The sequence below is a fragment of the Brevundimonas sp. genome, assembly GCF_031412435.1.
GTDB lineage: Bacteria > Pseudomonadota > Alphaproteobacteria > Caulobacterales > Caulobacteraceae > Brevundimonas.
On sequence record NZ_JANODA010000006.1, the window covers coordinates 26,832 to 52,775 of the forward strand.

General features: G+C 67.3%; 25 protein-coding genes and 1 tRNA gene. 16 read left to right on the plus strand and 10 right to left on the minus strand.

Annotated elements, in window-relative coordinates; genetic code table 11:
• Window positions 1–17: 17 nt before the first annotated feature.
• The 3 genes from RMO01_RS01140 to RMO01_RS01150 all read left to right on the plus strand — a co-directional run bounded on the left by RMO01_RS01140 (window position 18) and on the right by RMO01_RS01150 (window position 4,070).
• Complete coding sequence (locus RMO01_RS01140) at window positions 18–992, plus strand: alpha/beta hydrolase (protein WP_309627214.1); 975 nt, start codon at window positions 18–20, stop codon at window positions 990–992.
• A gap of 81 nt (window positions 993–1,073) precedes the next feature.
• On the plus strand, window positions 1,074–2,639 hold the full coding sequence (locus tag RMO01_RS01145; protein WP_309627215.1) for a bifunctional diguanylate cyclase/phosphodiesterase: 1,566 nt from the start codon (window positions 1,074–1,076) through the stop codon (window positions 2,637–2,639).
• Window positions 2,640–2,702: 63 nt separating this feature from the next.
• Entirely contained in the window at window positions 2,703–4,070 is a 1,368-nt protein-coding gene (locus RMO01_RS01150) for an alpha/beta fold hydrolase (protein WP_309627290.1), read from the plus strand.
• 13 nt (window positions 4,071–4,083) lie between these two features.
• On the opposite strand, the gene RMO01_RS01155 is transcribed toward RMO01_RS01150, so the two are convergent.
• From RMO01_RS01155 to RMO01_RS01170, 4 genes are all read right to left on the minus strand, one after another.
• On the minus strand, window positions 4,084–4,656 hold the full coding sequence (locus RMO01_RS01155) for a DUF2490 domain-containing protein (protein WP_309627216.1): 573 nt from the start codon (window positions 4,654–4,656) through the stop codon (window positions 4,084–4,086).
• Between the two features lie 145 nt (window positions 4,657–4,801).
• Entirely contained in the window at window positions 4,802–5,329 is a 528-nt protein-coding gene (locus RMO01_RS01160) for an SgcJ/EcaC family oxidoreductase (protein ID WP_309627217.1), read from the minus strand.
• 178 nt (window positions 5,330–5,507) lie between these two features.
• Complete coding sequence (locus tag RMO01_RS01165; RefSeq protein ID WP_309627218.1) at window positions 5,508–6,443, minus strand: pirin family protein; 936 nt, start codon at window positions 6,441–6,443, stop codon at window positions 5,508–5,510.
• Window positions 6,444–6,470: 27 nt separating this feature from the next.
• On the minus strand, window positions 6,471–6,959 hold the full coding sequence (locus RMO01_RS01170) for an Lrp/AsnC family transcriptional regulator (RefSeq protein WP_309627219.1): 489 nt from the start codon (window positions 6,957–6,959) through the stop codon (window positions 6,471–6,473).
• A gap of 144 nt (window positions 6,960–7,103) precedes the next feature.
• On the opposite strand from RMO01_RS01170, the gene RMO01_RS01175 reads away from it, so the two are divergent.
• The 6 genes from RMO01_RS01175 (at window position 7,104) to lpdA (ending at window position 13,500) form a co-directional block, all read left to right on the plus strand.
• Window positions 7,104–8,336, plus strand: a complete 1,233-nt coding sequence (locus RMO01_RS01175) for a 3-methyl-2-oxobutanoate dehydrogenase (2-methylpropanoyl-transferring) subunit alpha (protein WP_309627220.1) — start codon at window positions 7,104–7,106, stop codon at window positions 8,334–8,336.
• A 58-nt stretch (window positions 8,337–8,394) separates the two neighbouring features.
• Complete coding sequence (locus RMO01_RS01180; protein WP_409013024.1) at window positions 8,395–9,465, plus strand: alpha-ketoacid dehydrogenase subunit beta; 1,071 nt, start codon at window positions 8,395–8,397, stop codon at window positions 9,463–9,465.
• The gene (locus RMO01_RS01185; protein ID WP_309627222.1) at window positions 9,465–11,117 is read left to right on the plus strand and encodes a 2-oxo acid dehydrogenase subunit E2; all 1,653 of its coding nucleotides are present in this window, start codon (window positions 9,465–9,467) and stop codon (window positions 11,115–11,117) included. Before RMO01_RS01180 ends, RMO01_RS01185 begins: the two co-directional genes overlap by 1 nt.
• Window positions 11,118–11,241: 124 nt before the next feature.
• The gene (locus tag RMO01_RS01190; protein WP_309627223.1) at window positions 11,242–11,592 is read left to right on the plus strand and encodes a hypothetical protein; all 351 of its coding nucleotides are present in this window, start codon (window positions 11,242–11,244) and stop codon (window positions 11,590–11,592) included.
• The gene (locus tag RMO01_RS01195) at window positions 11,589–12,083 is read left to right on the plus strand and encodes a hypothetical protein (RefSeq protein ID WP_309627224.1); all 495 of its coding nucleotides are present in this window, start codon (window positions 11,589–11,591) and stop codon (window positions 12,081–12,083) included. The genes RMO01_RS01190 and RMO01_RS01195 overlap by 4 nt, the downstream gene beginning before the upstream one ends.
• Before the next feature lie 19 nt (window positions 12,084–12,102).
• Window positions 12,103–13,500 (plus strand): dihydrolipoyl dehydrogenase, encoded by a 1,398-nt coding sequence (lpdA, locus tag RMO01_RS01200; protein ID WP_309627225.1) that lies wholly within the window; start codon window positions 12,103–12,105, stop codon window positions 13,498–13,500.
• 48 nt (window positions 13,501–13,548) lie between these two features.
• On the opposite strand, the gene RMO01_RS01205 is transcribed toward lpdA, so the two are convergent.
• Complete coding sequence (locus RMO01_RS01205) at window positions 13,549–14,781, minus strand: PQQ-dependent sugar dehydrogenase (protein WP_309627226.1); 1,233 nt, start codon at window positions 14,779–14,781, stop codon at window positions 13,549–13,551.
• A gap of 194 nt (window positions 14,782–14,975) precedes the next feature.
• Here RMO01_RS01205 and RMO01_RS01210 point away from each other — a divergent pair.
• Window positions 14,976–15,052 (plus strand) — tRNA-Met (locus tag RMO01_RS01210).
• Between the two features lie 10 nt (window positions 15,053–15,062).
• Here the strand turns inward: RMO01_RS01210 and RMO01_RS01215 are convergent.
• Window positions 15,063–15,461 (minus strand): MarR family transcriptional regulator, encoded by a 399-nt coding sequence (locus tag RMO01_RS01215; protein ID WP_309627227.1) that lies wholly within the window; start codon window positions 15,459–15,461, stop codon window positions 15,063–15,065.
• Window positions 15,454–15,816 (minus strand): hypothetical protein, encoded by a 363-nt coding sequence (locus RMO01_RS01220; protein WP_309627228.1) that lies wholly within the window; start codon window positions 15,814–15,816, stop codon window positions 15,454–15,456. The genes RMO01_RS01215 and RMO01_RS01220 overlap by 8 nt, the downstream gene beginning before the upstream one ends.
• A gap of 455 nt (window positions 15,817–16,271) precedes the next feature.
• Here RMO01_RS01220 and RMO01_RS01225 point away from each other — a divergent pair, with 455 nt between their 5' ends.
• Window positions 16,272–16,622 carry a hypothetical protein gene (locus tag RMO01_RS01225; RefSeq protein ID WP_309627229.1) on the plus strand — a complete coding sequence of 117 codons (351 nt, stop codon included), beginning with the start codon at window positions 16,272–16,274 and terminating at the stop codon, window positions 16,620–16,622.
• Here RMO01_RS01225 and RMO01_RS01230 read toward each other — a convergent pair.
• On the minus strand, window positions 16,619–17,287 hold the full coding sequence (locus RMO01_RS01230) for a TlpA disulfide reductase family protein (protein ID WP_309627230.1): 669 nt from the start codon (window positions 17,285–17,287) through the stop codon (window positions 16,619–16,621). The genes RMO01_RS01225 and RMO01_RS01230 overlap by 4 nt on opposite strands.
• Before the next feature lie 61 nt (window positions 17,288–17,348).
• Here RMO01_RS01230 and argH point away from each other — a divergent pair, with 61 nt between their 5' ends.
• From argH to RMO01_RS01250, 4 genes are all read left to right on the plus strand, one after another.
• Window positions 17,349–18,716: an argininosuccinate lyase gene (argH, locus tag RMO01_RS01235; RefSeq protein WP_309627291.1), complete on the plus strand. Its 1,368-nt coding sequence runs from the start codon at window positions 17,349–17,351 to the stop codon at window positions 18,714–18,716.
• Window positions 18,713–18,952: a hypothetical protein gene (locus RMO01_RS01240; protein ID WP_309627231.1), complete on the plus strand. Its 240-nt coding sequence runs from the start codon at window positions 18,713–18,715 to the stop codon at window positions 18,950–18,952. Before argH ends, RMO01_RS01240 begins: the two co-directional genes overlap by 4 nt.
• Window positions 18,953–18,955: 3 nt before the next feature.
• Window positions 18,956–20,230 (plus strand): diaminopimelate decarboxylase, encoded by a 1,275-nt coding sequence (gene lysA, locus RMO01_RS01245; protein ID WP_309627232.1) that lies wholly within the window; start codon window positions 18,956–18,958, stop codon window positions 20,228–20,230.
• A gap of 115 nt (window positions 20,231–20,345) precedes the next feature.
• Window positions 20,346–21,893, plus strand: coding sequence for a GNAT family N-acetyltransferase (locus tag RMO01_RS01250; RefSeq protein WP_309627233.1), 1,548 nt, complete (start codon window positions 20,346–20,348; stop codon window positions 21,891–21,893).
• A 31-nt stretch (window positions 21,894–21,924) separates the two neighbouring features.
• On the opposite strand, the gene RMO01_RS01255 is transcribed toward RMO01_RS01250, so the two are convergent.
• Window positions 21,925–22,818 (minus strand): alpha/beta hydrolase, encoded by an 894-nt coding sequence (locus RMO01_RS01255; RefSeq protein ID WP_309627234.1) that lies wholly within the window; start codon window positions 22,816–22,818, stop codon window positions 21,925–21,927.
• Window positions 22,819–22,928: 110 nt separating this feature from the next.
• Here RMO01_RS01255 and RMO01_RS01260 point away from each other — a divergent pair, with 110 nt between their 5' ends.
• Entirely contained in the window at window positions 22,929–23,438 is a 510-nt protein-coding gene (locus RMO01_RS01260) for a hypothetical protein (RefSeq protein ID WP_309627235.1), read from the plus strand.
• A 47-nt stretch (window positions 23,439–23,485) separates the two neighbouring features.
• On the opposite strand, the gene gyrB is transcribed toward RMO01_RS01260, so the two are convergent.
• Window positions 23,486–25,933: a DNA topoisomerase (ATP-hydrolyzing) subunit B gene (gene gyrB / locus RMO01_RS01265; protein ID WP_309627236.1), complete on the minus strand. Its 2,448-nt coding sequence runs from the start codon at window positions 25,931–25,933 to the stop codon at window positions 23,486–23,488.
• Window positions 25,934–25,944 lie beyond the last annotated feature (11 nt).

Consider the following 25,944-nt stretch of genomic DNA (forward strand, 5'->3'; position numbering starts at 1 on the left):
CTCGGAGAACCCGTCCCATGCAGACCCGCATCGTCCAGACCGACGGCCTGAAGCAACAGATTCTGGAAGCCGGCGCCAATGATGGTTCAGCGCCTCTCGTCCTGCTGATCCACGGCTTCCCGGAGCTGGGCATCAGCTGGCGCGCGCAGGTCGCGGCCCTGGCCGAGGCGGGCTATCACGCAGTGGCCCCAGACATGCGCGGCTATGGCGGGACCGACAAGCCGGAGCGGGTCGAGAACTATTCGATCCTGCATCTCGTCGGGGACATGGTCGATCTGGTCCGGGCGCTGGGAGAGACGACCTGCACCGTCGTCGGCCACGACTGGGGCGCGCCTGTCGCCTGGCACTGCGCCCTGATGCGACCGGATGTCTTCACCGCCGTCGCCGGCCTGTCGGTGCCGTTCCAGCCGCGCAGTCCGAAAGGACCGCCGACGGCGTTGATGCGTGGTCTGTCCGAGCGGCTGGGTCTCGGCGAATTCTACATCAGCCAATTTCAGACACCGGACGCCCATCTCGACTTCGAGGCCGATGTCGCCGGGGCCCTGCGGCGCGGCTTCTACGCCTATGACGGCGCGACGCCCGACGACCGCCGCTCGACCGGCTTTCTGGCCCCGGGCCAGACCTTCCTGTCGGCGGTCCCCGACGACGCCGCCCTGCCTCCGTGGATGGGCGAGAGCCATTTCAGGGAGTACGTCGCGGCCTTCACCGCCTCGGGCTTTCGCGGCCCGCTGGACTGGTATCGCTGCATCGACCTGAACTGGAGGCTGACGGCCCATCTGCAGAACAGGCGCATCGCGGTCCCGGCCGTCTTTCTGGTCGGGGAGCGCGATCCCGTCCGGGTCTATGCCGGCCAGCATGAGGCAGGCCTCAAGGATTGGATCCCCGACCTGCGCAGCCAGACGGTCCTGCCGGGCGCCGGCCACTGGCTCCAGCAGGAGCGACCGGAGGAGGTCAATGCGGCGCTGATCGCGTTCCTGAAAACCTCAAAATAACAACGGTTAACAGCCTTATCCGTTTGTTAGCAGTGCGTCGGCTAACGTCGGCTGACAAGACGCCGCCAAAGGCTACGCCTCATGAAACGTCCTGCGTCGCCCGGCGCACTGCCTGCGGCCGCTCGCGCCACGGCGCGTTCGCTGGCGGAACACACCACGAGCGCCCTCACCGCCGTTGCTCTCGTGACCCTGGTCTCCATCGTCGGATTCCTTCTCACCCACGCGGCGTCGAGCCCGGCCCTGGCATCGGCGATGCCGGCGATCTACGCAGGCCTGTTCGCATCCAGTCTTGTCCTGGTCCGCCAGTGGAAGAAGGACTGGAACGCCCGTCGCGCGGGCCAGGCCGGCGCCGCCCACATGGCGTTTCGGGACCCGGTCACCCAGCTGCTGAACGCCGACGGGTTCGCCGACGCCCTCGCGCATTACGCACCGCCGAGCGATCACGCCGAAGAGTCCCTGGCGATCCTCTGCGTCAGTCTCGGCCGCCTGAAGGATATCTACGACCGGCTCGGCGAATCCTGCGGTGACGAAGTCCTGCGCGACCTGAGCGCGCGTCTGGTCTCGGCCTTCGGCGACGACGCGCCGGTCGGACGCATCGGCGAGGATATGCTGGCCGTGTTCCATCCCGCCTCCAGCGGCATCAAGCTCGCGCTCGTCGGAGGCCAGATCAACCGGTTGATGGACCTGCCCGTCGCAACGCCGGGCGGCGATGTGATCGTGCCCTCCACCATCGGTGTGAATTTCGTCGAGATGCCTGTCGCCACGCCGCGCGACGCCATCCGCCAGGCGCGTCTCGCCAACTCCGCCGCCCGCACGAGCGGCAGCGGCCTGGCCTTCTTCGAAGCCTCGCTGGATCACGCCCAGCGCCTCCAGCTGGATCTTGAGATCGAGCTGAGACAGGCTCTGCAGGCCGGCGAGCTGCAGATGGTCTATCAGCCCCAGATCAACGAGACCGGGGCGACGATCGGGGTCGAGGCTCTGATGCGCTGGCCCCATCCGACGCGCGGCCAGATTCCGCCGGCCGTGTTCGTGCCAATGGCCGAGGCTGCGGGCCTGGGCGAGGCTCTCGGCCGCTACGCCATCGACCGCTCCTTCGCCGATTCCACACTGTGGCCGGGCCTGAAGATCGCGATCAACGTCTCGCCGGTTCAGCTGCGCTCCCCGACCTTCATCGCCACGGTGAAGACCCTGCTCGCCCGGCACGGCGTCAAGGCGAACGGCTTCGAGTTCGAGATCACCGAAGGCGTGCTGCTGGACGCCGACGCCACGGTTCTGGGGAACCTCGAACAGTTGCGGAGAATGGGATTCCAGATCGCGCTCGACGACTTCGGCACGGGCTATTCCAGCCTCAGCTATCTGGGCCGCTTCCCGGTCGACAAGATCAAGATCGACCGGGCCTTCGTCACCCCACTGGGTCTGCGCAGCGACGCCTCGTCGATCATCCGCGCGATCAGCGACCTGTCGGAGGCCATCGGCGTGAAGGTTCTGGCCGAAGGGGTCGAAACCCGGTCGCAACTCGACATTCTGCGGGCCGAGGGCTGCAACCAGGCCCAGGGCTATCTGATCGGGCGGCCGATGCAGCCGGACCAGATCACTGACCTGATCAAGGCTCCGGCGAGCGACGCCCGGAACGAACGCGCCGCCTGAAGAGGCTTGCCTGCAACGGCTCCCGCTTGTTCTACTCCCTCGACCAATTGGAGGGGCGGCGTGATGATCGAGGCAATGGCGACGGCGTCGGCTCCAGCCCAGGCGGAGGCCGCCGATCTCGTGGGGCGCTGGGAGGGCGCGATACGCGTCGGCGACGCCTCCATTCCTGTCGTTATCCGCGTGGCCCAGGGTCCGGACGGCCTGATCGCCCTGATGGACAGTCCAGCCCAGAACGCCCGGGACATCCCCGTCGCCGGCCTGACAGAAACCTCAGGTGTCGTCCGCTTCACCGTGCCGATGGCGGGCGGACGGTTCGAAGGGGCGCGGTCCGGGGACGGCTCGACCTGGACGGGGACCCTGTCGCAGGGCCCGGCCTCCATGCCCCTGATTCTGACCCGCACGGCCGCGACCGCCGAGGTCACACCGCCCCCGCCGCCACGCCGGCCCCAGACCCCCGTCCCGCCCTTCCCCTATGCCGCGGAGGAGGTGACGTTCCCGAACGCAGGCGCGGGCATCACCCTGGCCGGGACCCTGACCCTGCCCCGGGGCGAAGGCCCGTTCCCGGCCGTCATCCTGCTGACCGGCTCGGGCCCCCAGGATCGGGACGAGACCATCCTGGACCACAAACCCTTCGCCGTGTGGGCCGACGCCCTGACCCGACGGGGGATCGCCGTGCTGCGCTATGACGACCGGGGCATGGGCGGGTCCGGCGGCGGGTCTTCGGACGAGACCACGGCGGACTTCGCCACGGACGCCGTCGCCGGGATGGACTTCCTGCGCGCGCGGCCGGACATCGACGCGGCGCGTCTTGGCCTGATGGGTCACAGCGAAGGCGGATTGACCGCCCTGATCGCCAGCTCGAACGGCGCGCCCGCCGCCTTCGTCGTCATGATCGCAGGGCCTTCTGTTTCCGGCGCGGACATCCTGACCGAACAAGTGAAGCAGATCGTCCTCGCCTCGGGCGGGACCGAGGCCCAGGCCCTGCAGACCGAAGCCATCCAGGCCCGTTTCATGCTGGCCGTCCTCAACAACAGGAACGACGGACCGGCCGCCGCGCGGGCGATCGAAGCGGTGGCCGCCGAGATCGGTCAGCCCGCCGCCCAGGCGAGCGTCGCAGCGCGCCAGATGAGCTCGGGCTGGTATCGCTATTTCACCGCCTTCGATCCGGCCGATGCGATCCGGGCGTTGAACGTTCCGATGCTGGCCATCTATGCCGAGCGCGACCGCAACGTGCCGGCGGAACAGAACGCATCGCACCTGCGGTCCCTGAAGCCGGACGCCGAGATCGTCGTCCTGCCCGGCCTCAACCACCTGATGCAGCCGGCGACCACGGGGTTGCCCGGTGAGTATGCGACAATCACCCAGACCCTCGCGCCCGAGGCTATCACGGCCGTGACGGACTGGGTCGCGCGGGTAGCGGAGGCGCCTTAAGGACCCGAGACTCTCAGAAATTGACCGCCACGCCGATGAAGGGCGCATTTCCGATACGGTCCGGCGCGGTGTCGCGCACGTCCTGTTGGCGGAGATACCCAAGGCTCACTTCGTAGCGGCCGAACTCCCGTTCGAATCCGACGAAGGTACGCAATCCCGTCACGCCGGTCTGGCCGTCACGGTCTGAGCTGCGTAACGTGACGAACAGCTCGGCATCTGCCGTAAGACTCCAGCTGTTGTCGGATTCGCCAAGCGGGATCGAGGCGCCGATCCGCTGTCGAACGCGCCATCCCGTCTGAGGATCGGTCGAGACGAACCGTTGTTCCACGCGCGTGCGGAGATCGATTGGGCCCAGTTCGTAGCCGACCTGCTGGAGTAGCCGGACCTCCCGCTGGTCCGGTCCGTTCCAGCGTTGCTCGATACCGACGCCCCAGGAGTTGCCCCGGGCATCGTCGCGTTTGATCCAGCCGCGAACGAACCAGGTGTCGTTGCGCGGATCATTGCGGAACCGCTGTGCCGTTTCGAGCTCGATCGATGTCCTGTCGCCGGCCGCCGTGCTGACGGACGGATTGAACCAGAACTCCATGTCCTCGTCGCTTGCAAAGGCGGGGGTCGCCAGTGCGAGAGCCATGATCGACGTAGCCGAAGTCAGTCTTTTCATTGTCATCCATCGAGAAAGCGCCGCCGCGGGAGGAGGCCCCGCGGCGGGTAACGTTTCCTGCGAGAGCCGCTTAGTGGGCGGCTTCGGGCATCATCGATGAGTGCAGATGATCGATCTTCCAGTCGCCGTCCTCGTATCGATAGATGAACGAGTAGCGGGCGCGCACGTCGGTCTTGGCGCCCGTGGCCGCGTCGGTCAGGGTGACGGTCCAGGTCCCGAGCCGGGAAGCCGTCTGGCAATCGATCTCGACCGTGCTGGTATCGATCCGACCGACCGGCTTGCTCCGCAGGAAGCTCACAAAATAGTCCCGGACCAGGGCAGGGGTCGTGCGCGGGGTGTTGGAGACTGTTGCGAGCAAGACGGGTTCGTTCGTGAACAGCGCCGTGACGACGTCCGGGTTGCCGGTTGCCCAGGCATCGTTGAACCTGGCGAACTGACTCTCAACCATCGCCTGGGTTACGACGGGGCAGGCGTGATTGTTGGGCGAGGCCTGGGCCTGGGCCAGCGCCGCGCCCGGGACCGCAGCGGCCAGCGCCGAAAGAAGCGCCAGGCGCACAGAAAACTTCAGGCCGGAACGGCCCTTGGACAGTGATGACATATTGGTTCCACCTCTAAAGGGCAGCGACGTTCACGCATGAACTCTCGCCGCCGGTGCGGTCCGACATCACGATCGACGCGATCGTCAGAGGGGCCCGGGCCGCTCAGCTTTGGTGCCCAATGGCCTGCAATTCTGTCAACAAGCTTGGCCGTTGATGCGTCAATTTGTCGACGCCCGGTCAGACGGGATGCGTCGGCTCGGGCTTGATCGGCTCGGACCGTGTCGTGACGGCGGAGTCCTCCGGCAACGGAATGAACTCCAGATCGTCTTCGTCGGGCAGCTTCATCCGACCCTGTTTCCAGTCTTCCTTGGCCTGGTCCAGGCGGGCCTGGGATGACGACACGAAGTTCCACCAGATCAGTCGTTGACCGACCGGCTCGCCGCCCAGGGCCATGACGGTCGCCCTGGTCAGCGACTTCACCGTCGGCTCGGCGTCGGGCTCCAGCACGATCATCTGACCCTCATGGAAGGTGCGGTCGCCGACCTCGATGCTGCCCTTGGCGACATAAAGGGCGCGTTCGGACATGCCGCCCGAGCCCCTGCCCGGAGGCGGCGCCGTGCGGACGCCCTCCTGCATCTCCCAGTGCACATAGAAGAGCGGCGACGAGGTCTTTACATTGGCCCTGGCGCCATAGGCCTCGCCCGCCACGAGACGGGCGAACAGTCCGCCGTTCTCATAGGCCGGCAGGGCGTCCTCGCCATAGTGCTGGAAGGAGGGATCGATCTCCTCGTGCTCGTCCGGCAGGGCGATCCAGGCCTGCATGCCGTTCATCGGCCCGCCCTGCGCCTTCTTCAGCGGATCGGTGCGCTCGGAGTGGGTGATGCCCTTGCCGGCGGTCATCCAGTTGACCTCGCCCGGACGGATCGCCTGGGTATAGCCCAGGCTGTCGCGGTGCATGATCTCGCCCTCGAACAGATAGGTCAGGGTCGACAGGCCGATATGAGGGTGCGGACGCACATTGATCGCATCGGCGCCCGGTGCGAATTCGGCCGGTCCCATGTGGTCCAGGAAGATGAAGGGCCCGACCATCCGGCGCGCATGGAAGGGCAGGATGCGCCCGACCTCGAACCCGCCGAGGTCCTTCTTGCGGGCGTCGATCACCATCTCGATCATGGGCGGGCTCCTGGAGGTTCGTCTGGTCTAGGCCAGGTGGGGCGTGATGATGCCGAGCGGAAGGGTGGTGACGTTCTTCACGCCGCGGGTAACGATATGGCTCTCGCAGTCCGAGACGATGCCGAGGGTCAGCAGCTTGTCACGCAGGAACTTGTCGAAGGCGTGCATGTCGGACGTGATGATCCGCAGCACATAGTCCTCGCGCCCGGTGATGGTGGCGCACTGGACCACCTCGGGCCAGTTGGCGACGGCGGCTTCAAACAGATCCAGGTTCTCGCGCGAGGGCAGGCTGAGCTTGACGATGGCGTAGACTTCGAAGTCCAGCCCCAGAAGAGCGGCGTCCAGCAGGGTCACCCGCTTGCGGATCAGTCCGGAATCTTCCAGTCTCTTGATCCGACGCCAGCACGGCGAGGCCGACAGTCCCACCCGCTCGGCCACTTCCGCGACGGACAATCCAGCGTCCTGCTGCAGGATGTCCAGAATTCGAGCGTCGATGGGATCCAGTTCATCCGCCAATGCGTTTCTCCATTTATCGTTATGGCGCAATAAAATACCCTAAAACCGCTTGACGCAAGGCGAAAATAGGCGAGCCTTGATTTCACGCCCATGCTATCCAGCCGCCAATACTACGCGGTCGGATCAACCGAACGGCAGGATGGAATGACCAGGAACACGAAGCCGCTCTCCCTGCGCGTGCCGGAGCCCTCGGGGCGTCCCGGAGACACGCCGGATTTCAGCCATCTGAAGCTCGACGCCGCCGGCGCCGTGGATCGTCCCGCGGTCGACGCACGGCCGGTGCAGATGCTGGACCTGGCTTTCCGCCTGATCCGGGTGCTCGACGACGAAGGCCATGCCGTCGGTCCGTGGAACCCGCGCCTCGACGCCGAGACTCTGAAGAAGGGTCTGAAGGCGATGATCCTGACCCGCGCCTTCGACGACCGGATGCACAGGGCCCACCGTCAGGGCAAGACCAGCTTCTATATGAAGTGCACCGGCGAGGAGGCCATCGCGGTCGCCCAGGGCATGATCCTGTCGCGTGAGGACATGGGCTTCCCCACCTATCGCCAGCAGGGACTTCTGATCGCGCGCGGCTATCCGCTCGTCGACATGATGAACCAGATCTATTCGAATGCGGCCGATCCCATCAAAGGCAGGCAGCTGCCGATCATGTATTCGGCGAAGGACTATGGCTTCTTCACCATCAGCGGCAATCTGGGCACCCAGGTCCCGCAGGCCGTGGGCTGGGCCATGGCCAGCGCCTACAAGGGCGACGACAAAATCGCCATTAGCTGGATCGGCGACGGCGCCACGGCCGAAGGCGACTTCCACAACGCCCTGACCTTCGCGGCCGTCTATCGCGCGCCGGTGATCCTGAACGTCGTCAACAACCAGTGGGCCATCTCGTCCTTCCAGGGCATCGCCGGCGGGATGGAGACGACCTTCGCGTCGAAGGCCATCGGCTACGGCCTCCCTGCCCTGCGCGTCGACGGCAACGACTTCCTCGCCGTCTGGGCCGCGACCCAGTGGGCCGAGGAACGCGCCCGGTCGAACCAGGGCGCGACGGTCATCGAACTGTTCACCTATCGCGGCGCCCCGCACTCGACCTCGGACGACCCGAGCCGCTATCGCCCCGGCGACGAACATGAGAAATGGCCGCTGGGCGATCCCATTGCGCGCCTGAAACAGCACCTCATCGCGCTCGGCGAATGGTCGGACGAGGCCCAGTCTGAAGCAGAGGCCGACGCCGTCGCCCAGGTCCGCGCGGCCGGCAAGGAGTCCGAGGCCATCGGCACGCTCGGCCAGTCGCGCCCCTCGGTGAAGACGATGTTCGAAGAGGTCTATGCGACCGAGGACTGGCGCCTGACCGAACAGCGCCGCGAAGTGGGAGTCTGATCCGATGAGCGAACAGACCTTTACCGACGCCGACCAGCATGACGGCATCGAGCCGGACATGGTCGACCAGAACGACGCGCCGGCTTCCGAGGCCCCGACCTCGGGCGTCCAGCCGATGAACATGATCCAGGCGCTGAACTCGGCCCTGCATGTGAAGATGGCCGAGGATCCGAACGTCCTGTCGTTCGGCGAGGACGCCGGCTATTTCGGCGGCGTCTTCCGCGTCACCGATCAGCTGCAGCAGAAGCACGGCCTGACCCGCAGCTTCGATACGCCGATCTCGGAGTGCGGCCTGGTCGCCGCCGCCATCGGCATGGGGGCCTACGGCCTGCGTCCGGTCGTGGAGATCCAGTTCGCCGACTACATCTATCCGGCCTACGACCAGATCGTCAGTGAAGCGGCCAAGATGCGCTACCGCTCCGGCGGACAGTTCACCTCGCCCATCGTGGTGCGTTCGCCCTACGGCGGCGGCATCTTCGGCGGCCAGACCCACTCGCAGTCGCCGGAAGCCCTGTTCACCCATATCGCAGGCCTCAAGGTCGTCATTCCGTCCAACCCCTATGACGCCAAGGGCCTCCTGACCGCCGCGATCGAGGACGACGACCCGGTCATCTTCTTCGAGCCCAAGCGGCTCTACAACGGCCCCTTCGACGGCTGGCACCAGAAGCCGGTGAGCCCGTGGAAGACCCAGGACCTGGCCCAGGTCCCGACCGGCAAATATGTCGAGCCGATCGGCAAGGCGCGCATCATGCGCGAAGGCAATGACGTCACCATCCTGGCCTATGGCACCATGGTCTGGGTCTCGCTGGCGGGCGCCGAACACGCGGGCGTGGACGCCGAGGTCATCGACCTGCGCTCGCTCGTGCCGCTCGACATCGAGACCATCGAGGCCTCGGTGAAGAAGACCGGCCGTTGCGTCATCGTGCACGAGGCGCCGAAAACGTCCGGGTACGGAGGCGAGTTGTCCGCCCTGGTTCAGGAGCGCTGCTTCTATCATCTGGAAGCGCCGGTCACCCGCGTCTGCGGCTGGGACACGCCCTACCCGCACGCCTTCGAGTGGGAATATTTCCCCGGGCCGGAACGGGTCGCCACCGCGCTGAAAGCCGTCATGACCGGAGGGGCGCGCTGATGGGCCGCTACGTCTTCAAACTGCCCGACGTGGGCGAAGGCACCGCCGAGGCCGAACTGGTCGGCTGGCACGTCGCGATCGGCGATGTCGTCGCCGAAGACCAGCTGCTGGCCGACATCATGACCGACAAGGCGACGGTCGAACTGACCTCCCCCGTGACCGGCGTCGTCACGGCCCTGCACGGCGAGCCCGGCGTCATGTCGCCCGTCGGCGGACCCCTGGTGGAGTTCGAGGTCGAGGGCGCCGGGAATGCGTCCGCCGAGGCCGAACCCGCTCAGGTGGCGGAGCCGGAGCCGGAAGCCGCTCCCGCGGTCGACGCGCCAGAGGCCGAGGAGATCACCGGGACTCCGTCGGCGCCTGCGGCATCCGGCAACTATGTCTTCAAACTCCCCGACGTCGGCGAAGGCACGGCCGAGGCCGAGCTGGTCGCCTGGCACGTCGCGGTCGGCGACACGGTCCAGGAGGACCAGCTCCTCGCCGAGATCATGACCGACAAGGCCACGGTCGAACTGACCTCGCCGGTCGCCGGCGTGGTCACGGCTTTGCACGGCGAAGTCGGCAAGGCCTCGCCGGTCGGTGGGGCCCTTGTGAGCTTCGACGTCGAAGGCGTGGGCAATGTCGCCGCAGCGCCGAAGCCTGCTGCGCCCGCACCTGTCGCCGCTCCGGCCAAGGTCGCCCCCGCCACCATGGCGGAAGCGCCAAAGGCCAAGCCGGCTCCTTCAGCCCCCGCCAATCTCGCCCGCACCGCCCAGGTCCCCGGCGTCCGTCCGCTCGCCTCGCCCGCCGTGCGCAAGCGCGCCCGTGAACTGGGTCTGGAACTGCAATTCGTGCCCGGCTCCGGCCCGGCCGGACGGATCGAGCACGGCGATCTCGACGCCTTCGTCTCGGGCGGCGCGCGCGGACCGTCCGAACACGGATCATCAATGCCCTCCTCGACCTACGCCCGGGCCGAAGGGACGACCGAGGTCCGCATCATCGGCCTGCGCCGCAAGATCGCGGAGAAGATGGCCGACAGCGTCCGGCGCATCCCCCACATCACCTATGTGGAGGAGATCGATGTCACGGCGCTGGAGGAGCTTCGCGCCCACTTGAACGCCCAGGCGAAACAGACCGGCAAGGCCAAGCTCAACGTCCTGCCCTTCATCGCCCGCGCCATCGTCGTCGCCCTGCGCGACCAGCCCACGATCAACAGCCACTATGACGACGAGGCCGGCGTCCTGACCACCCACGCCGCCGTTCATCTGGGCATCGCCGCCCAGACGCCGAACGGCCTGATGGTCCCGGTCGTCCGCCACGCGGAATCGCTGGATCCCTACGCGACCGCGGCCGAGATCGCCCGCGTCTCCGGCGCGGCCAAGGACGGCTCGGCCAAGCGGGAAGAGCTGTCCGGCTCGACCATCACCATCACCTCGCTGGGCACCCTGGGCGGCGTGGTCCACACCCCCATCATCAACCATCCCGAGGTCGCCATCGTCGGCCCCAACAAGATCGAGGAACGGGTGGTGGTGCGCAACGGCCAGATGGTCGTGCGCAAGATGATGAACCTGTCGTCCAGCTTCGATCACCGCATCGTCGACGGCCACGACGCCGCCGTCTTCGTGCAGCGGATCAAGGGCCTGCTGGAGCATCCCGCGACGCTGTGGATGGGGTGATCGGGTGAAGCTCGCTGCACCTGCTCTTGGGCTGATGCTGCTAGCCGCCTCCGCGGCTTCGGCAGTCGCGTGTACTCCGGCTCCCGGAGACCAGGCGGCGCGACGAACACAGGACTTGCGGGCCGTGACCAGCGTCTATGAGGCGCGAATCGAGGACGTGACCGTTGACGGCCCCTATGCCGACAACGTCGATTTCACCGTCAGGCCAACCAACGCGATCTGGGGGCCGGTCTCGCCAATCCCCTATCGCCTATCCTTCGAAGCGGGAGCTTGCACCAACTGGTTCTTCCTGATGGACGACCAAGCTGATCAGCCTCCACGCGACGGACAAAAGCTGATCGTGTTCGCGAACCCCGATGGTCTCGCCGATAACAGATGGCTGTTCCTCGTCAGAGCTGATGGCCGCGACGCTGAAATCTTTATGCGCGATTGGCGAGCCGTAAGGGCGGGCCATCCCCTACCGAGCCTCCCATGAATCGCATCCTGACGACCGCCTTGACCGCTGTCGCCCTGTTCGCTTCCGCCCCGGCCTGGGCCTGCATGCCGATGCCCGTCTACGCCAGCAGTGTGATGAACGATGCGCAGACCGTGCTGGTCGGACGGGTGACCGTGGTCGATCAAACCCCGCCGACCCAATGCATCGCCGCCGCCCGGGCGCGGGCCCGTGAGCACTTTCAGGGCGATCCCGGCGAGTCCGGCTGCGTCAATTTCGGCTTCGCAACCGTGGAGCCGGTGCGCCTCATCAAGGGTGAGACTGACGGCTCTGCGCCTTTCCGCGTCGCCTACAACAGCCGCGAGTTCTGCGCCGTCGGCTGGGTCGCCGAGGTCGGCCAGCTGGTCCTGATCACCATCCCCAACGACCACTCGACCCTCCGCGAAGGCACGACCGCCTCGCTGGAGGGCAGCCTCCAGCACGAGCCCCTGTTCCGCACCATCCTCGACCTAGTCGAGGAAACCCAACCCTGATTCGTCGCATCGGCCACGCATGACCCAGACCCTGAAGACCAAAGTCCTGATCATCGGCGCGGGCACAGGCGGCTATGTCGCCGGCATCCGTTGCGGCCAGCTGGGGCTCGACACTGTTCTGGTCGACGGCTCGGCCGGGCTCGGCGGCACCTGTCTGAACGTCGGCTGTATTCCGTCCAAGGCGATCATCCACGCGGCGTCGAAGTTCGAGACCGTGTCAAAGGCCGCCGGCGACGGGACCCTGGGCATCACGGCGTCGGAGCCGGCCATCGATCTGTCCAAGACGGTCGAATGGAAGGACGGAATCGTCCGTAAGCTGAACAATGGCGTCGCGGCCCTGCTGAAGAAGGCCAGGGTAAAGGTCATCAAGGGCTGGGCGACCTTCCAGGACGCCAAGACCTGCCGCGTCGAGACCGAGGACGGTCCAATCACGATCACGGCCGAGCACGTCATCCTGGCGACGGGGTCGGAGCCGGTAGAGCTGCCCTTCCTGCCCTTCGGCGGCGACGTCATCTCCTCGACCGAGGCCCTGTCGCTGGACGCCGTGCCGGATCGGCTGGTCGTGGTCGGCGGCGGCTATATCGGGCTGGAGCTGGGCATCGCCTATCGCAAACTGGGCGCCCGGGTCGCCATCGTAGAGATGGCCGAGCGCATCCTGCCGCTCTACGACAAGGCCCTGACCGACCCGGTCATGAAGTGGCTGACTGACCACGGGGTCGAGATGCACCTCGGCGCCCGCGCCGGCGGGTTCGGAGACGGGAAACTGTCGATCACGACGAAGGAGGGCGAGCCTCTGTCGCTCGACGCCGACAAGGTGCTGGTCACCGTCGGCCGTCGTCCGCGCACCGCCGGCTGGGGTCTGGAAAACATGGGTGTCGCCATGGCCGGGCCGTTCGTGAAGATCGACGACCGCTGCGCCACCTCGATGAAGAACGTCTGGGCCGTCGGCGACCTGACCGGCGAACCCATGCTGGCGCACAAGGGCTCGGCCCAGGGCGAGGTCGTCGCCGAGATCATCGCGGGGCATGATCGCAGGTTCGACCCCGTCACCATCGCCGCCGTCTGCTTCACCGAGCCGGAGATCGTCTCGGCGGGCCTGGGGCCGCTCGATGTGGCGGGCCGGGACGATGTAATCACCGCCGTGTTCCCGCTCGCCGCCATCGGCCGCGCCCTGGCCATCGAGGCCGGCGAGGACGGCGGTTTCGTCCGGGTTCTGGCGTCGAAGGGCGACCACCGCCTGCTGGGCGTCCAAGCGGTCGGTCAGCACGTCGCCGAACTGTCCAACAGCTTCGCCCAGATGCTGGAAATGGGGGCGGTGCTGGAAGACGTTGCGGGCGTCATCCATGTCCACCCGACCCTGGGCGAGGCCTTCCACGAGGCGAGCCTGAGGGCCCTGGGACACGCGATTCATATTTGAGGGCGGCTATCGCTCGACGCGCGGCGTCTCGCTGCTTGAGCCGCGCTGTTAGCTCGCGCTGGCCAGCCTTACCAGCTTGCCGTCGTCCTCGTCGGTGATGACCCAGACGGCGCCGTCGGGCCCCACGGCCACGTCGCGGATGCGCTCGCCGAGGCCGGTCAGCAGTCGCTCCTCCCCCGTCACCCGGTCGCCGTCCAGCACCAGCCGGGTCAGCGACTTGCCGCCCAGACCCGCGATCAGCAGGTTTCCCTCCCAGCCCGGGAACATAGCGCCCGAATAAAAGGCCTGGCCGCCCGGCGCGATCACCGGATCCCAGTAGTAGACCGGCTGTTCCAGACCGGCCCGCGCCGTGATCCCCTCGTTGATCGGGGCGCCGCGATATTCGACGCCATAGGCGATGATCGGCCAGCCGTAGTTCTTGCCCGCCTCAGGCCGGTTCAACTCATCGCCGCCGCGCGTGCCGTGCTCGATGGTCCAGACCGCGCCCGTGCCCGGCTGGACGGCGATGCCCTGGACGTTACGGTGGCCCAGGGACCAGATTTCGGGCAGGGCGCCGGCCTGACCGACGAATGGATTGTCCTGCGGGACCGAGCCGTCGGCATTGATGCGGACGACCTTGCCCATATGGGAGTCGAGCTGCTGGGCCTGGGGCCGCATCGGCGCGTCGGACCGCTCGCCCAGGGTGATGAACAGATGGCCGGCCGGGTCGAACGCCAGCGTCGATCCGAAATGCTTGTCGCCGTCGTAGATCGGCAGAGCGCGGAAGATGACCCGCACGTCGCCGACGCTCGTTCCGTCCGCCGACAGCACGCCGCGCGCGACCGAGGTGGCGTTGCCGCCGTCCCGGGACTCGGCATAGCTCCAGAAGATCGTCCGGTCGGTGGCGAAGCCGGGCGACAGGGTCACGTCCAGCAGCCCGCCCTGCCCGCGCGCGTCGACGGCCGGCAGGCCCGTGATCGGCTCTCCGACCTGGCCCTGGGCCGAAATGATCCGCATCCGCCCGGGGCGCTCGGTGACCAGCCAATTCCCGTCCGGCAGCAGCGCCATGCCCCACGGGTGGACGAGGCCGGAGGCGATCACTGCGTGCCTCAGCGTGCCCTGGGTCTGGACGCCCGGCGCGCGGGTCTGGCCGGCGAAGGCCGGTGTCTGGTTCGGAGCATTGGCCGGACGGGTCTCGACGGGCGCTCCGGGGGATGGCGCCTGTCCGGTCTGGCCGTTGGCCCCGCAGGCGGCTGACATCACGAGCAGGGACGAGGTGGCGGCGAGGACGAACGGACGCATGGGAACTCCGGGTCTGACGAGGGCGTGACCGCCCTGAAACGGCGCACAAGCTCCGCCGTTCCTGCCCTCGCTTCCACGTGACAGCAAGTCGCAGAACAGACCTCTTGTTCAACTGACTTGAACCGGAGGGGCGGCGACGATATACGCACGCCTCCCTCGTCATCCGGTTGCGATCGACGACGGCCCATGGACTGGGCTGGGTAGCTCAGATGGTTAGAGCGGTGGATTCATAACCCACAGGTCGGCGGTTCGATCCCGCCTCCAGCCACCAGTCCAGACCCCTAGCGCCTGACCCTGAGTTCGGCCGGCGCCGCCCGGACGCCGATCGGTCTGGCGCTCTCGATCAGGGCGTCCAGACGCTGGACCAGTTCAACCCCGGCCTCGGTCAGATAGAGGTGTCGCGACACGGCCTCACGCCCGTTGGACGCCATCAGGAGCCAGCCTCGCCCCGGCTCCCGCGCCCCGGGCTCGTCCGCCTGAAGCAGGGACCGCGACGCCCGCGACGCCGTGGCGTCGGTCGTCTCCATCAGCACGGCCAGTTCCTTGACCCGCACGCCGGGATTCTCGGCGACATAGAGGAAGGCCAGCATCTCCGAGAGGGTAATGTCAGGGGCCTGTTTCTTCAGCAGCACGATGCCGGCGAGCAGGGTGTTGCGCCGCCGACCGATCGCCTCAGTCATCGACATAGGGACTGACGACCAACGCCGGCGTCGGAGGTCGCCGGCCGGTACGCGGCTTGCGGCGCTGGAACGCCAGTTCGGCCAGCGGGTGCGTCCGCTTCAGGATCTCGAACTGGCCGCGAACGTCGTCGCACGCCCGTTCCGCCTCGTCGGCGTCGGGGGCGTCGATGTCGATGGTGATGGTGGCGCGCAGGCGAACCGGCGCGCGGGCGAGCGCTTTCGACTGGCGCGCGACCGGTGGCGGCGGCGCGACCGGCGGTGTGGGGACGACATTGACCGCACGCGCGGCGAGCACGGCCCAACCGATGCTAGCCTGGATCAGCGCCAGAACCTCGGCTCGAATGGGGTAAGCCATCCCTGCGTTTCCCTGTGGTCTCCGCTCCCACCAACCCGGTCGAGCGGGTCGATGATCCACCATGTCGAATTTTGCCGCGCGCGTTAAGGGCCTCGCAGGGGTCAAGACACCGTTGTCAGGTTTCGACAGGACGGGCTGGAACGCCGATCAAACGGCCGTCTCGCGTGGCTTTCTCGCAAACAGCCCGGATAAGAGCCTCAACCCTTGCGCCGATGCGTCGCAGCCTCGGCGCGCCGCCGCCGACGCCTTCGCCAGCGCCGGCCCGTAGGTTGACCCGCCAGATCCCAGACCAGGAGAGCCAGCATAACCGCGACCACCAGCCCGCCCAGCATCATGATCGCGGCTCCCGTTCAGATACCGACAATAGCTGATTTTATGCTGCGACGCACCATGGCGCAACCGATCGTGATCATCGGCGTTCACGGCAAAGGTTCAACGCCGTTCGAGGGCTCTCCATGACCATCCGTATCCCGTCGCTGCTGGCAGTCTCCACTATCGCCGCCCTGTCGCTGGGCGCCGTGGCCTGCACCCAGGCCGAACAGGAGAAGACCGAGGCCAATGCCGAGGTCGCCGCCGACAACGCGGAGATCACGGCCTCGGAAGCCGCCGACAAGGCGGGCGACCTGGCCGCACAGGCGGGCGAGGTGCTCGAGGCCGGCACAATGAAGGCGGCCCAGGCCGTGGAGACCGGCGCCGGCAACGTGGCCGATCGCCTTGAGGCCAATCAGGCAGAGGCCGCCGCAGAAGGCCGCCCAGGCGCCGTCAATCCCAACACCGACCAGCGCGTGCCCGCTCCCGACAACTAGGCCCCCGCGGAGCCTTGCTCCGCCAGCACCGCATCGATCAAGGCCTTCGCCTCCGGGCTGTTCCAGTCGGCCTCGCCCGCGAAGGCAGCGCGGATCCGCCCCTCACGGTCCAGCAGGATCGTCTGGGGCATCTTGCCCTTGCCCGGAAACTCGAACGGGAGCTGGAACTTCGGGTCGCCATAGAAGGGCAGGGGCTCGTGGACGTCGATGAAGCTTTTCGCATCGGCGACGGGGCCATCGCCGGTATCGACATTGATCGGCAGCACGACCAGATCGCCCCCCGGATAGGCCGATGCGAGCGCCGCGAGGGTCGGCATCTCGGTGCGGCACGGCGCACACCACATGGCCCACAGGTTGACCAGCACCACCTTGCCCCGGAAGTCGGCGAAGCGGACGTCGGCGCCGTCGCGCGTCTTGAAGACATAGTCGGGGGCCGCTTCCAGGGCGGCGGGAGTCTCGAGCGCCGCCAATGGCCCGACCGCGAACCGCGAAAGCTCGCTTTTCGCGTCCGTATCGGTCAGGGCGGCCATGTCGCCCTTGGCCTCGGGGCTGGAATACCATAGCACCCCACCGATCACGATCGGCACGACGATCATCGCCAGGACGACGGCGACGGCAATCAGAGCCCACCGTGTCTCGACCTTTTGCTTCCGGGGTTCGTCCATGAACGACCGTTCCAGTTTAACTGCACCGACCAAGACCGCGACGACGCCCGAAGGTCAAGGCATGTGGGGCGGACGCTTTTCGTCGCGCCCCGCCGACATCATGCAGGCGATCAACGTCTCCATCGGCGTAGACAAGCGGCTGTGGGCGCAGGACCTGCGCGGCTCGCGGGCCCATTGTCGCATGCTGATCGACCAGGGCATCGTCACGGCGGAGGACGGCGCGGCGATCCTGGGCGGGCTGGATACGATCCAGGCCGAGATCGAGGCCGGGACCTTTCCCTTCCGTGACGAATACGAGGACATCCACCTGAACGTGGAGGCCCGTCTGTCCGAGCTGATCGGCGAGCCCTCGGGCCGCCTCCACACGGCGCGCAGCCGAAACGACCAGGTCGCTGTCGACTTCCGCCTCTGGGTTCGGGACGCCTGCGACCGCTCGGTGGAACAGCTGCAGGCCCTGCAACGCGCCCTGCTGGCCCGGGCCGAGCAGCACGCGGGCGACCTCATGCCCGGCTTCACCCATCTGCAGACCGCCCAGCCGGTGACCTTGGGCCACCACCTGATGGCCTATGTCGAGATGGCCGGCCGCGACGCCGGTCGCTTCGCCGACGCCCGCGCGCGGATGAACGAGAGCCCTCTGGGCGCCGCGGCCCTCGCAGGGTCGCCCTTCCCCATCGACCGCCATGCGACGGCGGTCGCGCTCGGCTTCGACCGACCGATGGCCAATTCGCTGGATGCGGTGTCCGACCGCGACTTTGCGCTGGAGACCCTGGCCGCCGCCTCGATCACCGCCGGACACCTGTCGCGTCTGGCCGAGGAGATCGTGGTCTGGATGACCCCGATGTTCGGTTTCGTCACCCTGCCCGACGACCTGACCACGGGCTCGTCGATCATGCCGCAGAAACGCAACCCCGACGCCGCCGAGCTGGTCCGGGCCAAGACCGGCCGGATCATGGGCTCGTTCGTCGCCCTCTCGACCGTCATGAAGGGCCTGCCGCTCGCCTATTCCAAGGACATGCAAGAGGACAAGCCGCCGGTGTTCGAGGCCATGGACGCCCTGGACCTGGCCCTGACCGCCATGACGGCGATGGTCAGCGCCTTCCGTCCGAATACGGAACGGATGGCCGAGGCGGCCGGCTGGGGCTTCTCCACCGCCACGGACCTTGCCGACTGGCTCGTCCGCGAGGCCGACCTGCCGTTCCGCCAGGCGCACCATGTCACGGGCGCGGCGGTGAAGCGGGCGGAGCAGCTGGGCGTGGGTCTGGCGCAACTGCCGCTAACCGAATTGCAGGCCTTGCATCCCGGCGTCACCGAAGCCGTTTACAAGGTGCTCACCCCTGAGGCTTCCTGCGCCAGCCGCCAGAGCTTCGGGGGAACCGCGCCGGAACAGGTCCGTGCGCGCATCGCCGAATGGAAAGTCCGACTGTCATGACCAAACCCATCATCCTCGGCGTTCTGGCTCTGATGGCGGTCGCCGCCGCCGGTTGCGGCCGCATGGCCGACCTGGAAAGCCCCGCACCGCGCGAGACCGAGCGTGCGCCGCGCGACGCCCGGGCCCCGAACCTGCCCGACCCGGCGACGATCAACCGCCCGTCGAGCCAGATGCCGATCGACGGCGGTCCGTCCAACCCCATCGGCGGCACCGCCGCCGGTCGCGAGCCTCAATAGACCTTGGATCATTTCGAGCTTCGGGACGGCGCCCTCCACGCCGAGGACGTTGACCTGACCATGCTGGCGGCCGAGGTCGGCACGCCGGCCTATGTCTATTCGACCGCCACCCTGACCCGGCACTACCGGGTGCTGCGCGAGGCGCTGGACGCCCACCCCTCGGTACTGGGCGACAGCCTGATCGCCTTCGCGGTCAAGTCGAACTCCAACCTGTCGGTGCTGGCGACCCTGGCCCGTCTGGGCTGCGGCGCCGACACCGTATCGGAGGGCGAGATCCGGCGCGCGCTGAAGGCGGGCATCCCGGCCGATCGCATCATCTTCTCGGGTGTGGGCAAGACCGACGCCGAACTGGCCTTCGCCCTCGAGGTCGGGGTGCGCCAGATCAATGTCGAGAGCGTGCCCGAGCTGGACCGCCTCATCGCCATCGCGGAGGCGAAGAGCGCGAAACCCGACATCGCCATCCGGGTGAACCCCAAGATCGGCGCGGGCGGCCACGCCAAGATCACTACGGGCGGAGAGGGCGACAAGTTCGGCGTCCCGGCCGACGAGGCGATGGCCCTCTACGCCCGGGCCGCCGCCAGCCCGCACCTGAACCCGGTCGCCCTCGCCTGTCACATCGGCAGCCAGATCACCGACCTGGCCCCGCTGGAGGCCGCCTTCGGACTGCTGCGCAAACTGACCGAGACCCTGCGGCAGCAGGGCCTGCCCGTGCCCCGTATCGACCTCGGCGGTGGCCTGGGCGTGCCCTATTCCGGTGGAGCACAGACCGCCTCGCCCGCCGACTACGCCGACATGGTCGCCCGGGTGCTGGACGGCCTGAACGTCGAGGCGGCGTTCGAGCCCGGTCGCCTGCTGGCCGCCAACGCCGGCGTCCTGCTGGCCCGCGTGATTCAGGTGACCGAACGGGCCGACGGGCGGAAGTTCCTGGTGCTCGACGCCGCCATGAACGACCTGATGCGTCCGGCCATGTACGACGCCTTCCACGAGGTGAAGCCGGTCATCCCGCGGGACGGCGATCCGGTCGTCTACGACATCGTCGGTCCCGTCTGCGAGACGGGCGACACCTTCGCCCGCGGCCGGTCCCTGCCGCCGCTCCAGGCCGGCGACCTCGTCGTCTTCACCGGCGCCGGGGCCTATGGGGCGGTGATGTCGAGCGAATACAACTCCCGCCCACTGGTCCCTGAAGTGCTGGTCGACGGCGACCGCTGGGCCGTGGTCCGGGCGCGGCCGTCATACGAGGAGATGCTGGCGCGCGAGACGACGGCGGACTGGCTGTAGGCGTCGCGCCGGTTCCCTGGCGCACTGCCCGCACCGTCCGCTTTCGCCCGGAATGACAACAGAAAAGTGGTCGGCGAGGGTTGATCCACCGTCACAGCCGTGCGTTCACGAGCCTATGAAGAAACCCAACAAGCCGGCCGTTCTCACCATCCGGAACGCCAAGCTCAGTGACGTCGACGCCATCTCGGTGCTGGTCGCCAAGGTCTACAAGGACATGCCCGCCCTGACGCCGGGGATGCTTCGGGGCCAGATCGCCGCCTACCCGGACGGCCAGTTCGTGGTCGAATATGACGGCGACCTGGTCGGTTATGCCGCCGGTTTCCGCATTGACGAGCGCACGGCCATGTCGCCTCACACCTGGACCCAGATCACAGGCGGGGGCTATGCGGCGCGGCATGATCCAGTCGGGGACTGGTTCTACGGCATGGAGGTCTGCGTTGATCCGGACCGGCGTCGCCTGCGGATCGGCCAGCGCCTGTACGATGCGCGCCGGGACCTGTGCGAGGCGCAGAATCTGCGCGGTATCGTCTTCGGCGGGCGGATGCCCGGCCTGGGCCGGCGCAAGGCCGCCTATCCGAATCCGCGCGAATACCTCGACGCCGTCACCGCCCGGAAGCTGAACGATCCGGTCATCGGCTTTCACATGCGCTCGGGCTTCGAGCCCATCGGCGTGCTGGAGAACTATCTGAGCGCCGACACCGCCTCGATGGGCCACGCCGCCCATATGGTGTGGCGTAACCCCTATTATGCCGAGACGCACGGGCGCGGCGCCGCCTTCGCAGTCAAGGAGACGGTGCGGGTGGCGACGGTGCAACTGCAGGCGCGCAAGGTCGCCAGCTTCGATGAATTCATCTCCAACATCGAATATTTCGTCGACGTGACCTCGGACTACCGTTCGGACTTCGTGGTCTTCCCCGAACTGTTCACCCTCCAGCTGCTGTCTCTGGAGAAGGAGAAGCTGTCGCCGGTCGAGTCGATCGAGGCCCTGACCCGCTACACTCCGCGTTTCGTCGAGGCGCTGTCAAAGATGGCGGTCGAGTACAACATCAACATCATCGGCGGCTCCCACCCGACCCGCACCGAGGACGGCGACATCCAGAACGTCGCCTATGTCTTCCTGCGCGACGGTTCGGTTCACGAGCAGGAGAAGATCCACCCGACGCCGAACGAGCGCCACTGGTGGAACATCAAGGGCGGTGACCGGGTCCATGCCATCCCCACCGACTGCGGCCCGATCGGGGTGCTGATCTGCTATGATTCCGAGTTCCCGGAGCTGGCGCGACGGCTGGTCGACGAAGGCGCGCGGCTGCTGTTCGTGCCCTTCTGCACCGACAACCGGCAGGGCTATCTGCGGGTGCGCTACTGCTCCCAGGCCCGGGCCATCGAGAACCAGTGCTACGTCATCCTGTCGGGCAATGTCGGCAACCTGCCGAACGTGGAGAACATGGACGTCCAGTACGCCCAGTCCTGCATCCTGACGCCATGCGACTTCCCCTTCGCCCGCGACGGGGTGGCGGCGGAGGCCAGCGAGAATGTCGAGACAGTGACCGTAGCCGATCTCGACCTGTCCGACCTGGCCTGGGCCAAGTCCCAGGGCACGGTCCGCAACCTGCGCGACCGTCGTTTTGATCTGTACAAGACCGTCTGGGCGGACGGCGGCTGAGGTCAGCAGCAGGGCCGAAGCCCAGGGTCCACTAGCCGAGGAACCGCGTCACCGCCGCAAGGAACCGGGTCGGCTGGTCGATCATGACCATGTGCTCCGCGCCCTCGATCCGCTCGAACCGGGCGGGCGCGCGCAGGTTGCGGTAGCCTGCGGCGAACAGGGCGTCCAGGTGGGCCCTGGGGCTGTTGCCGTCGGCGCTCCAGCCATAGACGACTGTCACCGGCGCCGAGATGTCGGGCAGGCGGCTCCTCAGATCCGTGGTCATGACCTCGTACAGGCCCTGCGCCAGCACCTGCCGGTCGCCGCCCTGCCAGCCGAGCGTGCCGAATACGTTGTCCGCCGCTCCGCCGAGCTGGTCGCCCAGCCTCGTCCCCTGGGTCCGCAGGGCCTCGTCTCCGAGGAACAGCAGGGCCTGGTAGGCGATCCGGGCCAGGGGCTCGACGTCGCCGACCGTGGCGCCCGGGCTGATCAGGGAGGGGAAGAAGGGCGTCGCGTCGACCACCATGACCCGACCAACCTGCGGTCCGCGCCGGTCGCGCCCGGCGTCGGCGGCGGCCCGAAGCGCCACCAGCCCGCCCATCGAATGGCCGATGACCGCCGGCCGCTCCAGCCCCTGCGCGGCGATATAGCGGCGCAGCTCGGCCGCCACTGGCGCGACCAAGGCGCCGTCCGTGTTGGCTCCAGCCGGCACATTTCCGAATCCGCGGACCGAAACAAGATGAACCCGGTAGCGGTCGTCCAACCGGTTCGCCGTCCGCGACCAGACGTCGCTGGTCGAGGCCAGGCCAGGAATGAGGATCACGTCAGGCCCCTCGCCCCGCGTCGTGACCACCATCCGGTCTGACCGGAAAGCCGTGCTGGACTGCGCCTGGGCGGCGACCGGGAGGACGAGCAGGGCGAGGGTCAGGATCAGGGCGCGCAGCATGTCAGAACCCTGAACGACGAAGTGGGCGAAGGGTTGACCGGTCGACCCTTGATCTTCGCCTCGCAACGGCGCGAAATATGGCAGACAAGTGTCCGTCTGGGGAGGCGACTATGACTATCCGGAAATATGCGATCGCGACCGCCATCTTATCCTTGTGGGCCGGAGCGGCCGCCGCGCAGACCACGCAGCCGCCGCCTCCGGTCGAGGTGCTGGGCGGTACGGCCGAGGCGGTCCAGCAGTCGACGGGGCCTGAATGGTGGGCCTTCTCTCGCGCGCCGAACAAACACTATCTGATCGACGTCAACAGCGTGGTGAAGACCGGCGACGAGTTGACCGTGATGGTCGCCCGCGTTCCGACCGACACGCCCGCCGGCGACTATTCGCATACGGTGGATCAGTTCGGCATCCGCTGCGGCGCCCGCCAGTCGCACGTTGTCACTTCAAGCGACGCCTTCGAGGACGGCGTCCCCGGAGAGGTCTTCAACACCGAGGAGCCTTGGGAATCCATCGCCCGCGACAGCTTCGATGACGCGATCCGAGAGATCTCCTGCGACGACATGCGCCCGCAGCCGCCGTCCTATGCGAGCGTAAAGGCCTACATCGACGCCGGCCGGCCCTAAAATATTCGCTCATCCCGCGAAAGCGAAGATGATCGGACAGGATGATCTTAAACGTCGACGGCGGCGTCCAGGGCGTTTTCCTGGATGAACTCGCGGCGCGGCTCGACCACGTCGCCCATCAGCTTGGCGAACAGGTCGTCGGCGTCGTCGGCGTGGTCGACCTTGACCTGCAGCAGGGTGCGGGCGTTGACGTCCAGCGTCGTCTCCCACAGCTGTTCCGGGTTCATCTCGCCCAGACCCTTGTAGCGCTGGATCGACAGCCCCTTCTTGCCGGCGTCGAGCACGGCGTTCAGCAGGTCCAGGGGGCCCCGGATCGTCGTCGATTTGTCCTTGCGGCGATAGACGGCCGGAGCCGCGAACACGCCGTCGAACGCAGCCGCCCGCTCGGCCAGACGACGCGCGTCCAGCGAGTGGATCAGCGCCTCTTCCAGCACGATCGTCTCCTGCACCGCGCGGCGCGAGCGGGTGAAGACCACCGCCCCCTGCTCGCCCGGCGCGCCTGTCCACGCCCCGTCGCCTTCTTCGGCATACAGGTTCAGGCGCGCGGCTGCAGCGGCGGACACCGCCGCCATGTCGGCATCGTCGGCGAACAGACCGGCCAGGGCCGCCTGTTCGATGGCGAAGGCGGGCGCCCGCTGGCTGAGACGATCGACGCTGGCGCTGCAGGCCTTGGCGTCACGGACCAACGACTGCAGATCGAGACCCATCCGGCGCTCGCCGTTCGAGAGGTCCAGTTCGGCCTCGGAGGATCCTTCCTCAATCAGGTAGGAGTCCATCTCGGACTGGTCTTTCAGGTAGCGGCTCTGCTTGCCCTTGGCGACTTTGTAGAGCGGCGGCTGGGCGATGTAGACGTGGCCGCGCGTGATCAGCTCCGGCATCTGACGATAGAAGAAGGTCAAGAGCAGGGTGCGGATGTGGGCGCCGTCGACGTCGGCGTCGGCCATCAGGATGATCTTGTGATAGCGCAGCTTGTCGGCGTCGAAATCATCGCGCCCGATGCCCGTGCCCAGGGCCAGGATCAGGGTCCCGATCAACTCCGACGACAGCATCCGGTCGAACCGCGCCCGCTCGACGTTCAGGATCTTGCCCCGCAGCGGCAGGACGGCCTGGTTCTCGCGATTGCGCGCCTGTTTGGCCGAGCCGCCGGCGGAATCACCCTCAACGATGAACAGTTCGGACTTGGCCGGGTCGCGTTCCTGACAGTCGGCCAGCTTGCCGGGCAGGCTGGAGATATCCAGCGCCGACTTGCGCCGCGTCAGGTCCCGCGCCTTGCGGGCGGCCTCACGCGCCGAGGCCGCTTCAATGATCTTGGCGACGATCATCTTCGCTTCGACCGGATGCTCTTCGAACCATTGCGACAGACCCTCGGAGCAGAGTCCCTCGACCGCCGGACGCACTTCCGACGAGACCAGCTTGTCCTTGGTCTGGGAGCTGAATTTCGGGTCCGGCACCTTGACCGACAGCACGCAGGTCAGTCCTTCGCGCGCGTCCTCGCCGGTCGGCGCAACCTTCTCCTTCTTCAGGGCGCCGGAGGATTCCATATAGGCCCCCATCACCTTGGTCAGGCTGGTGCGGAAGGCCGACAGATGGGTGCCTCCATCCCGCTGGGGGATGTTGTTGGTGAAGCACAGCATGGTCTCGTGGTAGCTATCGTTCCACCACAGGGCCAGGTCGATCTCGATATTGTCCTTCTTGCCGCGAATGACGATGACGTCTTTCAGGATCGGCGTCTTGGACTTGTCGAGGTGGCGCACGAAGGCCTCCACGCCGCCCTCGTAGTGCAGCATGATCTCGACCGGCTCGGGATGGCGATTGTCGGCCAGCTTGATGACCACGCCCGAGTTCAGGAAGGCCAGCTCGCGTAGCCGGTGCTCCAGCGTCTTCAGGTCGAAGTCGATATGGGCGAAGGTCGTGATCGACGGATAGAAGGTGACCTGCGTCCCGCTCAGGACCTTGCCGTTGTCGCGCATCGGGGCCTCGCCCGTGACGCGCAGACTCTCGACCGTGTCGCCGCGCTGGAACTTCATCTCGTGGCGTTGGCCGTTGCGGAAGATGACCAGCTTCAGCCAGTCCGACAGGGCGTTGACCACCGACACGCCCACGCCGTGCAGGCCGCCGGAGACCTTGTAGGAATTCTGGTCGAATTTCCCGCCGGCGTGCAGCTGGGTCATGATGACCTCGGCCGCCGAGACGCCTTCCTCGGCGTGGATGTCGACCGGAATGCCACGCCCGTTGTCCGTGACCGTGACCGAGCCGTCGGCGTTCAGAATCACCTCGACCAGATCGGCGTGACCGGCCAGGGCCTCGTCGATGGCGTTGTCGACGACCTCGTACACCATGTGGTGCAGTCCGGAGCCGTCGTCGGTGTCGCCGATGTACATGCCGGGGCGTTTGCGCACCGCGTCCAGGCCCTTGAGAACCTTGATGGATTCGGCGCCGTAGGCGGCCTCTTCAGCCGTATCTTCGGTGCGGGCGCTCAGGGGTTCGTCGGTCATTCATTCGTCCG